Annotated in this window: 10 protein-coding genes; 4 read left to right on the top strand and 6 right to left on the bottom strand. The window is 34.1% G+C overall.

The features are described 5' to 3' along the window. Positions 1 to 57: 57 nt before the first annotated feature. Positions 58 to 2,001: a DNA topoisomerase (ATP-hydrolyzing) subunit B gene (gene gyrB / locus AAGV28_RS02775; protein WP_373405298.1), complete on the bottom strand. Its 1,944-nt coding sequence runs from the start codon at positions 1,999 to 2,001 to the stop codon at positions 58 to 60. A gap of 271 nt (positions 2,002 to 2,272) precedes the next feature. On the opposite strand from gyrB, the gene AAGV28_RS02780 reads away from it, so the two are divergent. Next, entirely contained in the window at positions 2,273 to 2,731 is a 459-nt protein-coding gene (locus AAGV28_RS02780; RefSeq protein WP_373405299.1) for an RNA methyltransferase, read from the top strand. Positions 2,732 to 2,973: 242 nt separating this feature from the next. Here the strand turns inward: AAGV28_RS02780 and gatB/aspS are convergent, their stop codons facing one another. Genes gatB/aspS through AAGV28_RS02795 form a run of 3 tightly spaced genes read right to left on the bottom strand, consistent with a single transcriptional unit; the run spans position 2,974 to position 7,972 of the window. Then, positions 2,974 to 6,303: a bifunctional amidotransferase subunit GatB/aspartate--tRNA ligase AspS gene (gatB/aspS, locus tag AAGV28_RS02785; protein WP_373405300.1), complete on the bottom strand. Its 3,330-nt coding sequence runs from the start codon at positions 6,301 to 6,303 to the stop codon at positions 2,974 to 2,976. Next, positions 6,303 to 7,700: an amidase gene (locus AAGV28_RS02790; RefSeq protein ID WP_373405301.1), complete on the bottom strand. Its 1,398-nt coding sequence runs from the start codon at positions 7,698 to 7,700 to the stop codon at positions 6,303 to 6,305. Before AAGV28_RS02790 ends, gatB/aspS begins: the two co-directional genes overlap by 1 nt. A gap of 2 nt (positions 7,701 to 7,702) precedes the next feature. Beyond that, entirely contained in the window at positions 7,703 to 7,972 is a 270-nt protein-coding gene (locus AAGV28_RS02795; RefSeq protein ID WP_373405302.1) for an Asp-tRNA(Asn)/Glu-tRNA(Gln) amidotransferase subunit GatC, read from the bottom strand. A 292-nt stretch (positions 7,973 to 8,264) separates the two neighbouring features. Between AAGV28_RS02795 and AAGV28_RS02800 the strand changes: the two genes are divergently transcribed. Both AAGV28_RS02800 and AAGV28_RS02805 read left to right on the top strand, forming a co-directional pair. Then, a complete protein-coding gene (locus AAGV28_RS02800; RefSeq protein ID WP_373405303.1) occupies positions 8,265 to 8,693 on the top strand; it encodes a hypothetical protein in 429 nt (142 codons plus the stop codon). 39 nt (positions 8,694 to 8,732) lie between these two features. Beyond that, positions 8,733 to 9,215, top strand: coding sequence for a hypothetical protein (locus AAGV28_RS02805; protein ID WP_373405304.1), 483 nt, complete (start codon positions 8,733 to 8,735; stop codon positions 9,213 to 9,215). Positions 9,216 to 9,406: 191 nt separating this feature from the next. On the opposite strand, the gene AAGV28_RS02810 is transcribed toward AAGV28_RS02805, so the two are convergent. Continuing rightward, positions 9,407 to 9,856, bottom strand: coding sequence for a hypothetical protein (locus AAGV28_RS02810; protein WP_373405305.1), 450 nt, complete (start codon positions 9,854 to 9,856; stop codon positions 9,407 to 9,409). Positions 9,857 to 10,043: 187 nt separating this feature from the next. Between AAGV28_RS02810 and AAGV28_RS02815 the strand changes: the two genes are divergently transcribed. Then, entirely contained in the window at positions 10,044 to 10,589 is a 546-nt protein-coding gene (locus tag AAGV28_RS02815; RefSeq protein WP_373405306.1) for a DUF2911 domain-containing protein, read from the top strand. 112 nt (positions 10,590 to 10,701) lie between these two features. Here AAGV28_RS02815 and AAGV28_RS02820 read toward each other — a convergent pair whose 3' ends face one another. Beyond that, positions 10,702 to 12,486 carry a TonB-dependent receptor gene (locus AAGV28_RS02820; RefSeq protein ID WP_373405307.1) on the bottom strand — a complete coding sequence of 595 codons (1,785 nt, stop codon included), beginning with the start codon at positions 12,484 to 12,486 and terminating at the stop codon, positions 10,702 to 10,704.

A 12,486-nucleotide genomic window follows, 5' to 3' on the forward strand; every position in this document is an offset into this window, starting at 1 on the left:
TTAACTCCTGCTAATCTACAATTTATTGCTCAAATTAACCACCCTATAAACTATTTTTTACGCATCAATATTAGCATAAACTGCATTTTTCTCGATAAACTCTCTTCTTGGTGGCACTTCATCCCCCATCAACATAGAAAAAACTCTATCGGCTTCTGCCAAACTATCAATCGTTACCTGACGTAAAGTTCTAAAACTAGGATCCATTGTAGTTTCCCACAATTGCTCTGCATTCATCTCTCCAAGACCTTTATAACGTTGAATTCCGGCACTTCCACCCATTCTTTCATTTGCCTGATCACGTTGCACGTCATTCCAGGCATATTCTTTCTTATTTCCTTTTTTAACTAAATATAAAGGCGGAGCAGCAATATAAACATGTCCTTCTTCAATTAATTCTTTCATAAATCGGAAGAAGAATGTCAAAATCAAAGTAGAAATGTGACTACCATCAACATCGGCATCACACATAATAATTACTTTATGGTAACGCAATTTCGAAATATTCAATGCTTTACTATCTTCCTCTGTTCCAATAGTTACACCAAGTGCTGTAAATATATTTCGAATCTCTTCGTTTTCAAAAACCTTGTGGTGCATGGCTTTTTCCACGTTCAAAATCTTACCACGCAATGGCAAAATAGCCTGAAAATTTCTATCACGACCCTGTTTTGCCGTTCCACCTGCCGAATCTCCCTCGACAAGATAAACCTCACATTTTGCCGGATCTTGTTCCGAACAATCAGACAGTTTTCCTGGCAATCCACCGCCACCCATTACGGTTTTACGTTGCACCATTTCACGCGCTTTTTTAGCCGCATGACGTGCCTGAGCTGCCAAGATTACTTTTTGAACAATGATTTTAGCATCATTTGGATTTTCTTCCAAATAATTCTCTACCATTTCACTTACCGCCTGACTTACAGGAGAAACTACCTCTCTGTTTCCAAGTTTGGTTTTAGTTTGTCCTTCAAATTGTGGTTCAGCCACTTTTACCGAAATAATCGCTGTTAAACCCTCACGGAAGTCATCTCCAGAAATATCGAATTTTAATTTATCCAACATTCCAGAAGCATCCGCATATTTCTTCAACGACCTGGTAAGACCCGTTCTAAAACCTTGTAAGTGTGTTCCTCCTTCGTGTGTATTGATATTATTTACATAAGAAAAAATATTCTCAGAATAACTTGTATTATAAATCAAAGCTACCTCAACTGGAATCTCTCCTTTTTCGTGATCCATAGAAATTACGTGCCCAATAATTGGCTCACGATTTCCATCTAAATAACGAATGTATTCTTTTAAACCTTCAGTTGAATGAAAAACTTCCGAAAGGAAATTTCCATCTTTATCTATTTCTCTTTTATCTGTAAAAGTGATTGTAATTCCTTTATTCAAAAAAGACAACTCACGCATACGAGCCGACAAAGTATCGTAAGAATACTCCGTGGTTTGCGTAAAAATAGTTGGATCAGGATAAAAAGTTACAATAGTACCTCTTTTAGTCGTCTCGCCTATTTGTTTTACTGGATAAAGTGCTTTTCCTTTTTCATACTCTTGTTGGTACACTTTTCCGTCACTACTATGAACTGTTGCAGTTAGGTGATTTGACAAAGCATTTACACAAGAAACACCTACACCGTGTAAACCTCCTGAAACCTTATAAGAATCTTTATCAAATTTTCCTCCGGCACCAATTTTAGTCATTACAACTTCCAATGCCGAAACGCCTTCTTTTTTGTGAATCCCTACAGGAATACCACGACCATTATCTTCTACTGTAATAGATCCATCTTCATTGATTGCAACACCTATAGTATCACAATGACCTCCCATAGCCTCATCAATGGAGTTGTCAACAACCTCATAAACTAAATGATGCAATCCACGAACACCAACATCTCCTATATACATGGAAGGACGCATTCTTACATGCTCCATTCCTTCTAATGCCTGAATACTATCTGCTGAATAATTTCCCTTATTGATTTCTTCGCTCATATATTTTATTCTAAAATGTAATTTTTTGTCTAACGAACAAATATATAAAAACTCAAACTATATACCGTTAAAAATAACCTCCTAAGCCTTTAAGTTATCAACAAAAAATGTGAATTACAACAATAAAAACAGCAGCAAAGATCCATTTCAAAAGGAATTAAAAAAACAAAGAAACAGCCATTTTATAATTTCTTAGTAAACCCAGTTGGGTCCTTATAATTAAACAAAGTAAAAACTTGACATTACTACTAACAGTTAGTATTTTTGCGACATGAATGATAATTTTACAACTGAATTTTTCGGTATAGGCATACAAAACGGGAAAACACCTGAAAACTTGGGGGTTTTATGGCGTTCGGCACAAAATCTGGGTGCTAGTTATATTTTTACTATTGGAAACCGCTATGCTAAACAAGCTTGCGACACCCACAATGCTGTAAAATCAATGCCCTATTTTCATTACGAAACCTTTGAGGATTTCTTTAAAAATCTACCTAAAGGCGCACGCTTAGTGGGAGTGGAATTAGACGAAAGAGCAGAAGATTTAGAAACATTCGAACACCCAAGACGTTGTGTTTACTTACTTGGCGCCGAAGACAACGGACTTTCAAAAAAAGCAATTGAAAAATGCCATCATTTAGTAAAATTCAAATCCGAGAAAAGTTTGAATGTATCGGTTGCAGGAACTATTGTTCTTTATGATAGAGGGCTTAATAAACCGAGATCTTGATGTAATAGCAATAGCAATTTCAAAAATCAATTTCAAAAATCAATTTCAATATCAATATCAATTTCAACGACAAAATTGAATTACAAGCCAAAAGGAATTTACAAATACAAACTAATCTAAAAACAAAAAATCCAAAACAAACATTTGAAATGCTGTTTTGGAAATTTAAAAATTGAATCATTTCAATTACCTCAATTAATCATTGCCATTGAAATTGATTTTTGAAATTGACATTGATATTACTATTTAATTATTCTAACATTCATTTCTTCCACTTTTTTATCGGATAAAAGTGACGGTGCACCAAATAATAAATCTTCGCTTGAACCTGTTTTCGGAAAAGCCATTACCTCTCTAATAGATGCTTTTTTCTCCAAAATCATCATCAAACGGTCAATTCCCCAAGCAATTCCTCCATGTGGCGGTGCGCCGTATTGGAAAGCTTTGTGCATCGTTCCAACGCTTTTTATCATTTCTTCTTTATTGTAACCCATATTTCTATAAGTCGCTTCCAGAATCTCTGATTTATGTGCACGAACAGATCCTCCACCAATTTCGTAACCGTTCAAGATAATATCATATTGCTGAGCGATAATTGTTCCAATTTCATTATCATCCCCTTTCATGTGCTTCTCTAAATCATAAATGGCAGGCATAGAGAACGGATTGTGTGTAAAAGTCCATCTTCCCTCATCTGTCCTTTCAAACATAGGAAAATCAACTACCCAAGCCGGACGTAATTCTTTTGGATTAATCAAGTTCAGCATTCGACCCATTTCCTGACGAACAGCATCCAAGGCTTTATTAGCCGTAGCATAATCTGCCGCGGAGAAGAATACAATATCCCCTACTTGTGCATCAGTCGCTTTTATAATTCCCGCTGCAATTTCTTCACCCAAAAACTTAATAATTGGCGATTGCAAATCTTCATCATTCACAATAATATAAGCCAATCCACCCAAACCGTGTTGTTGTGCAACAGCCGTTAAAGTTTCGATTTGACCTTTAGACATACGCTTGTTTCCTTGCTCTTGAGCCGAAACTTTGATGCATTTTACAATTCCGCCTTCTTCTATTGGTTTAGAAAACACCTGAAAAGTAGTATCTTTTACAATTTCGGTAATGTCTTGCATTTTCAAGCCGTAACGCAAATCTGGTCGGTCACAACCGTAGAAATCCATAGCGTTTTTATAGGTAATAACTTCAAACGGATGCAAAATCCATTTTTTACCGTATATTTTAGTTACTATTTCATTGAACATTTTGGTATTCAAATCAATAATTTGCTGCATACTGGCGTAAGCCATTTCGATATCCAATTGCGTAAATTCCGGCTGACGATCTCCACGAGAATCTTCATCCCTGAAACAACGTGCAATTTGGAAATACTTCTCATAACCACTAACCATCAACATCTGTTTGAACTGCTGAGGCGCTTGTGGCAAGGTATAAAACAACCCTGAGCCTTTGCGTGTTGGGACAATAAATTCACGTGCTCCTTCATCAGTTCCAGCACTTAAAATTGGCGTTTCTATTTCCAAGAATTCTTCTTCATCCAATATGTCACGCAATAACTTAATTACTTTATGACGGTTTACGATGGCTCGTCTAACCTCTTCGTTTCTGTGATCCAAAAACTTATATTGAAAACGAGTCGCTTCATTTGTTTTAGCCGCTCTCTTAATTTCGAAAGGCAGTGTTTTAGACAAGTTTAATATCTCTAAAACCGAAGTCTCTAATTCTATTTTACCCGTACGCAAACCTGCATTATAATCATCTTCATTACGTCCAACAACAATACCTTTTACCGAAATAACCGATTCCGGTTTCAATTTTACCAACTCATCGATATTTGGGAAAGACTCTCTACTGATACGAATTTGGAAAATCTCGTAACTTGAATCACGCAAATCGATAAACATTAATTCACCGTGGTCACGAACACTCGCAACCCAACCAGACAACAACACTTCTTCGCTTATGTTTGCTTCTGATAATTGTGAAATTTTATGTGTTCGATACGTATCCTTTATAATAATTGGAATTACAGGAAGTACTTCTTCTTGACTTTCTTTATTTTCTGCAACTGTTACTGCTGCAATTTTTTCTTGTGATGCTGCCTTTTCTAAAATAGCGTCAGCACCTAATTTGTCCAAAATAATTTGACGAATTACTTTTCCGTTCGCTCCTTTTCCAATAACACCTAAAACTTTTCCAACAAGAATACCAGCTTTTCCTTGGTCACCCCCTTTAATATCTTTGGCAACAGCCTCATTTTCTGAAATTACAGTCGCAATAACTTCTTGGATTTTATCTTCCGAAATAGTATTATCAGCGAAATATTTATTGTAATCAAAATTTTGATCTTTTAAATAACCTGCAATCGCATTTTGAACTAAAACTGCCGTGATTTTTTCCGCTTTAAATAACACAAAAATGGTAACTAAATCCTCAATGTTATGGATTTTAGCATAATCTTCAGCCTTAATATTATTCGCCAAAGTTTTAGCAACAAACGAAGGATCTTTAATTTCGTTATTTAAAGTCACAAATGTTCTCGAACGCAAAGCATCTGCCGTGAAAAATTTAGCATCTTGTGGCAAAACACCTCCGTTAATCAAAATAGATTCCACCGCATAAGGCAATGCACTTGTGTCTACTGTAATCGCTTCAATTTCTGCTTTGATATTTACAAAAGGCAAATCCGGTTCCGAAATAAAACGGTAATCCGCTTCAAATTCTTTTTTACGCATGGTTTTGGTTTGCTTCAAATCAGCATCCCATAGCACCGTGGTTTGATCCGGTCTAAACGCTTTATTTTCGATAAAATAATTGAATTGCTTCTCTACTTCTTCTTTCAAAGCTTCCACCATAAACTTAAACGAGTTCAAGTTTTTGATTTCTGTTCTTGGATTTAAAACATCCGAATTGATTTTACGTAAAGAAACCGAAACATCCGATTTGAATTCTCCTTTTTCCAAATTCGCTTCAGAGATTCCTAAATTTTGAACAATACGCTGAATGTATTGCGCGTAAGTAGAAGCGTCTTCAATATTACGAACACATGGTTCTGTAACAATTTCAATCAACGGAACCCCCGCTTTGTTAAAATCGACTAACGAAATTTTCTTTTCGTGCATCAATTTAGCAGCATCTTCTTCAATATGAACCTGAGTTAGATTCACCGTAAATTGAGAACCGTCATTACGATAACAAGAAACCTGACCGTCAGGAATTATTGGATTATGAAATTGCGTAATCTGAATATTTTTTGGATTATCAGGATATTCGTAATGCTTTCTATCCCAAGAAATCACTTCATTGCTAAATGTCGAATTGACCGCTTTTCCAAAATAAATCGCTTTAGTGATGGCTTCTCTGTTCAAAGCAGGCAAAACACCCATTTGTCCCGTACAAACCGAACATATATTTTGGTTCGCTGTTTCTATTTCTTGATTGGGACAAGAACAAAACAACTTGGTTTTGGTATTCAATCGAACGTGCGTTTCCAGTCCAATTACCAATTCTAAATCGTGGGCTTTTAAAGCCGCCGTTAATTGTTCCAATTCCATTATAGTGTATCTTTTAAGAAATTAGCAAATTGCATTACTAACTCATCATTATTTTTTGCTGCAGTAATTTGCAATCCAGTACTTGTTCCTTGCGGTACGGTTAAAGTTGGCAATTGCCCTAAACTAAAACCAACCGTATAGGCATCCGACAAATACATTGCCAACGGATCTTTTAAACTGTCTCCAATTTTAGGTGGCGTACTTGGTGTAACTGGTGATAAAATAACATCTACTTCTTCAAAATCCTTACTGAAGTTTTCCGAAATTTGATCTCTTACAGCCAATCCTTTTAAATAGATTTCATCAGAGAAACCTTGTGACAACACTTGGTTTCCACCTACGATTCTGCGTTTTGTCTCTTCTGAAAAATTTTCAGAACGGGTCACCGCATAGGTTTCAATTAGATTCTCCGCTTCAATACGATTCCCATAATTGGTTCCGTCTAAACGAGATAAATTCGAAGCCGTTTCTGCCATTGCCAAAGTATAATAAGTCGAAACTAAAACATCAGATTCAAAGAAATCCAATTCTTTTACTGCAATTCCTTTGGCTTTTATTTTTTCAATACTAGCCAAAAAATCTGCTTTTACTTGTGGATCAATAGCATCACTTTCGATAAAGTTTTTAAAATAACCGATTGTTTTTATAGTTGAAGTTGCAATTGCATCTTCACTAATTTCTGATGAAGGAATTGAGGTTTGATCTTTTGGATCTTTTCCACTCATTACATTCAGTACAATTCGGATATCTTCGATTGATTTTGCCAATGGACCAACACAATCTGTAGAAGATGCGTAAGCCATTAATCCAAATCGAGATATTCTCCCGTAAGTTGGTTTAAAACCATAAATATGATTGTATCCGGCAGGCTGACGAATTGAACCTCCCGTATCTCCACCAATAGAAAACACAGTGTAATCTTTAGCAACATTCACCGCAGATCCACCACTGGAACCTCCAGCAACTAATGCAGGATCGATAGCGTTTTTCACAGCGCCAAAAATCGTGTTTTCGCTTGAAGAACCATGACCAAAACTATCGCAATTTTCTTTCACCAATGGAATAGCACCCGCATCCAATAATTTTTGAATAGCAGTAGCTGTGTAAGGCGATTTATAATTTTTCAACAAATCAGAACTTGCAGTAGTGTAAGTTCCCTGCAACATATAGACATCTTTAATCCCAAACGGAATTCCTTCTAGCAAACCGATTGTTTCTCCGTTTGCAATTTTAGCATCCACTTTAGAAGCCAATTCCAAAGCCAAAGTATCCAATAATGAATTGACAGAGTTATACGTATTTTGTTTTAGCAAGTCTAATTTCTCTTGTACTAAAGCCGTACAAGTAATTTGTTTTGACACCAATTGTTGGTGTATTTTTTTTATCTGAGAATCCATGTTTATCCTTCTATAACTTTAGCAACAACTAAAAAACCATTTTTTTTGTTCGGGAAATTTTCTAAAATGAGTTGTTTCTCCATAGCCGAACTCTCTACCACAACATCTTCTCTTAAATCACTTACAGACACACAATTATGATTGACAGTATTTGCAGTATTATTATTTGATGGATGTGCATTCTTAATTACATCAAATAATTTGTTCACGCTCTCTGAAGGCTGTGCTCCTTTAATACTCGACAAGATGTCGACTGTCATTATTTTACTCATAATTTTAATTCGTTTTAAAGTCAAACTTTTAAGCTGGCGAATTTACGAAAGTTTTTTTTAGGGAATTCGATTTTTTTAAATGATTTCAATTGCATAAAAACCAAAGTCTATCTAAAGACAAGGCTAGCTTTTTTTTTATATATTTTTAATTATATTTGATTGAAATAGTAAAAAAAATCGTCTAAATAAAATCACAAGAAATTGATTTTTTTAGCTTTTTAGTTTTGAGTTCTATCCAGAATTAAACATTCTCAATAAATAATAACGTAACTATTTAATTTCAACAACTCGTATGAAAAAAGAAAAAGAAAGATTATTAGCATTAGATAAAATTTATCATAACATAAATCTTATTAGAAATCTTGAAGAACCTATTGATGAACGTCATTTAGGAAGTATAAGCTCCGTAATCATAGACTATTTAGACTCATACGAATATAACTCCAGAGGTTTATTGCTTTGGCTGTTAGGATATTTACACGGATTGGATTCCAGTTCAAAAACCATAAAAGAACAATTAGTATATGTCAAGCAACTACTTCATGATATAGATAATGATAGATTCCCACTAAAAGATATAAATGGAAATGATGACGATTTTACCAAGTATAACTACAAAAGCAGTGAAAATTTTAATCAACAAAATAATAGATATGACAACGATAAATATTATAATGAAAATTTAGATTTGGATCAACAAGACCCAGATTTTTATTCTTGAATTTATTAAAAAAAAGATTAAAAAATTAATACTATAAAGATGGATATTTCAATAGCAGTAATACTATTCCAAATAGGGATATTCTTGATTATGAGCTATGCTGGCTCAAAAGGGATTTGGTATTTGAATATATTGACGATAATAATTATTGTTTTTACATTGACCAATATTAAAACCTCTCCTTTAATGATTTTGCAATTTTTTACTATAATTATAAGTTATGTTTTTTGTTTAAACAGAATTGAAGCGAATAAATATCCAAAAACTCCACGAAAGAAGCACACTATCGAATTAATTTTGATCATATTACTTAATATCGCAATATTATGTCTAATGATATACGGATGGGGATGGTTTACTATTTCATATTTTAAAAATTACGGAAGTTGGAGTGAAGAATGGTTTTTAAATTCATTAGGTACAATTTCATATATTATAATGCTGGGTTTTGCATTTATGATTTCAGGTCTTCGTTATTTTAGTTTAAAGAAAAATTTTAAGGAATTTATTAATAGATTTTAAAGTAAAAAAATATGGGTTTAATAGTTTCAATAATTGTATTTGCCGTGATTTTCTATTTGCTTAAAAATACTAAAAACATTCTTGGCAAAATACTCACTTTTATAATAATTGTGATAGTATTAGCTGTTTTTATGGCAATGCTTAAAGGATAATTATTCTCAAAATCTTAAAACAACGATTATTACGGATTCTTATTCAACACTCTCAATCAAATATTTCGTTCCATTAATTTCGAAAGTAAAACCCACTGAATTTCCCATTAACTTACTTCCCAATGGCGATTGCGGAGACAAAGCAATTACATTTATCCCGTCAATAGCTATTTTTGGCAAAGCCAAAGACAGATACAAATAAATCCCATTGGCTTTTACCAAACTTCCTAAAACGATAGTTTTTGCAATTACCGAAACATCGATTTTGTCCAAAACTGCTTTTTGCTCTAAAACTTCTCTAAGTTTCGTATTGAATTTTTCCTGTTCCAAATGCATCATCGATAAAGCCGTTTCATGTTTATCGCCCGCTGAACCTTTTGCGTCATTTTTAGAATCCTCGGTTAAAGCGGAAATCATATCTCGGAAAGCATCGATCCGATCTTCTACTAATCGGGAATAATACTGATATATTTTTTGTTTAAAAGTCATTTTATTGAAGTACTCGTTTCTTAGATTACAAAGATGTTGTTTTTTTGAAGTGTAAAAAAGTAAATCTACTTTATTCTCTCAATCTCGCACTATTTTATAGGTATTTGAAATTATTAAGGCACAAACAACTATTTTTTTTTTAACTTCGTGAAGAATCATTACTAATCTTATTCTTTTAAAAATTATTATGAAAAAATTAAAATTCATTTCCGCAATTGCTTTTGGTTTACTGATGTTATTAGCTACCGACGTAAAAGCTCAAAAATTTTCTGGTTTAGACAAAAGTCCATTAGACCAAGCCTTTTTTCCTGCCGACTATAAAATTCCGGTTAAAGCAGCAAAAGTGGTTTACAGCCGTCCACAGCTTAAAGGACGCACATTAAGCGAACTAGCTCCTGCTGGAAAAGTATGGAGAACTGGAGCTAATGAAGCTACTGAAATCACTTTTTACAGTGATGTAAAATTAGGTAAAACTAAAATCCAAGCTGGAACTTATTCACTATACACCATTCCTGAAAAAGACAATTATACCGTTATTATCAACAGAAGCATCAACGTTTGGGGCGCTTATAATTATAAAGCTGAAAATGATGTTGCCAGATTAAGTGTTCCTGTTACACAAGATGAAGAATCTCTTGAAGCCCTTTCCATGGTTTTTACTCCAGCTGATAAAGGTATGGTGCTAAACATTGGATGGGATAAAACTCGTATTGCGATTCCTTTTACTGAATAAAGCTTTCTTAACCGCAAAGGGCGCTAAGATTTCGCAAGGAAACGCAAAGAATTATAAAACTCTGCGAACTTAGCGTAAAACTTAGCGCCCTTTGCGGTAAAAAACCTACCTCCTAAAAATCAAATTTATAATTAGCTCCTACCAACACCTGAAAACCTTGAACTGGATAATTCATCCATTTTTGGTAGGATTTACCCGTCATATTATTTAACTTAATAAATCCTGTAAGCTGCGAATTGTGCTTGTAACCTAGATGCGAATTGACATCAAAATAACTCCCTAACTTCACTGGAGAACCCACTGGCATTAAATCAGTATTGGTTTTTAAATCTTTCCGTTCACCCACATAAAACGCCTTTGCTCCAGCAAACCATTTCGGTGTAATATTAAAATCAATGGAAGAATTAACTTCTACAGCAGGCAAATTCCAAGCTTCTTGTTCGAAGCTATTTTTGTAACTACTAAAAGTTCCACCTATTGCAAAACTTACATTTTCTGAAAAATCAGCTTTCAAATCTCCCGAAAAACGAAAGGTTCGTACATCATCATAAACCACTTGAAATGAGTTTCCAAAAGCATAATTTTCATTTGCCGTATTTTCTGTGTAATCATTACTTCTAAATAAAGCTTTGTTTCGCTCATTGTTATAAGAACCACGAAGATTATAACTTACACTGGAAGCTAACTTTCCTTTTAATCCAGCAAAAATATCATATTGTCTATCTGTAGGCGCAATCAATAATGTAGGAGACAAAAACGGATTTTCTTTTACAAAATCCATATACGAATTTTGCTCCAAAGCTCCTTCGGCTCCTGCGTAGAAAATCATTAAATCGTCTACCACTGGATAAGAAACATTGATATTTGGATAAATTAAAAACTGATTATTGCTTCCTTCTCTATCGATACTATAAAACAACGAAGCTCCCAATTTTACATTCCAACCATTTTCCTGAATAACGAAACTTGGCGAAATTCCCAAATTAGTAAAACCGTATTTTACAGCTTCGGTATTTGTATTGGTATAATTTTTATCAAAACTACCATCTACATAATCCACAATAAAATCTGTTTTTACAAATTGATTTGCAACATCAAATTGTAATGATGGTTTAACATAAAACCTATTTTCAGAAGAACCATAACTATCAGAAAAATGACTAAATTTCATTGCTGCTTCTTTAAAAGCACCTTCATTAAAACGCATTTTTCCTCCTAATGAAATTCCGCTGTAGGCATGTTTTGTATCGATACCTGCAATCAATGAATTTCTATCTGAAGCACTCAATGTACTTCCAAAATCAGTTGGTAAACCAAACCAATTATAGACTTGGTTTTGATAGCCTAAATCAACATTCCATGACATCGTATCATAGTTCGCACCATAAGTAGCATCTAAAGACGTATCGTAAAACCAGCTATCCAACGGTACATCATTCACTCCTCCACTAGAAGAAAAATGCCTAAACATTCCACCTACATAATCATTGCTTCCTAATTCCTTATTAACAAATAATTCAGCATTTAGATTCCCATAATTTCCATATCCAAAAGTAGCGTAGTTATTATAGAATTTCTCTTGCGCTTCCTTATCAACGCCTTCTGCTTTTCCTTTAGCAGGAGCAAAAGTGGATGCTACAGGAAAAGAGAAAATAGAATAATTGATAGTTTCTTTTTTAGCATTTCCGTCGTCATCAAGAACTGGAGATTCCTGAATTTTTGAAGCATCAGAAATGGTTGGCGTGTACGGTTTTACAATATTTACCTCTTCTGATCCGATGTTGCTTTCTTTCTTTTGAGCGAAAGAAAACTGACTTAATAAAAGACAGAACGATAATAGACAAAAAGACAATAGATAACGAAACGGATAGATGATATATGATTGAGTATTTAACAT

Source organism: Flavobacterium zubiriense (assembly GCF_041729725.1).
In the GTDB taxonomy this organism is placed as follows: Bacteria; Bacteroidota; Bacteroidia; order Flavobacteriales; family Flavobacteriaceae; genus Flavobacterium; species Flavobacterium zubiriense.

What these genes read in the sequence shown, in the direction of transcription:
- AAGV28_RS02815 (WP_373405306.1), top strand. Translation starts at nt 10,044, where the DNA reads ATGAAAAAATTAAAATTCATTTCCGCAATTGCTTTTGGTTTACTGATG.
- AAGV28_RS02810 (WP_373405305.1), bottom strand. Translation starts at nt 9,856, where the DNA reads ATGACTTTTAAACAAAAAATATATCAGTATTATTCCCGATTAGTAGAA.
- AAGV28_RS02820 (WP_373405307.1), bottom strand. Translation starts at nt 12,486, where the DNA reads ATGTTAAATACTCAATCATATATCATCTATCCGTTTCGTTATCTATTG.
- AAGV28_RS02780 (WP_373405299.1), top strand. Translation starts at nt 2,273, where the DNA reads ATGAATGATAATTTTACAACTGAATTTTTCGGTATAGGCATACAAAAC.
- AAGV28_RS02805 (WP_373405304.1), top strand. Translation starts at nt 8,733, where the DNA reads ATGGATATTTCAATAGCAGTAATACTATTCCAAATAGGGATATTCTTG.
- gatB/aspS (WP_373405300.1), bottom strand. Translation starts at nt 6,303, where the DNA reads ATGGAATTGGAACAATTAACGGCGGCTTTAAAAGCCCACGATTTAGAA.
- AAGV28_RS02800 (WP_373405303.1), top strand. Translation starts at nt 8,265, where the DNA reads ATGAAAAAAGAAAAAGAAAGATTATTAGCATTAGATAAAATTTATCAT.
- AAGV28_RS02790 (WP_373405301.1), bottom strand. Translation starts at nt 7,700, where the DNA reads ATGGATTCTCAGATAAAAAAAATACACCAACAATTGGTGTCAAAACAA.
- gyrB (WP_373405298.1), bottom strand. Translation starts at nt 2,001, where the DNA reads ATGAGCGAAGAAATCAATAAGGGAAATTATTCAGCAGATAGTATTCAG.
- AAGV28_RS02795 (WP_373405302.1), bottom strand. Translation starts at nt 7,972, where the DNA reads ATGAGTAAAATAATGACAGTCGACATCTTGTCGAGTATTAAAGGAGCA.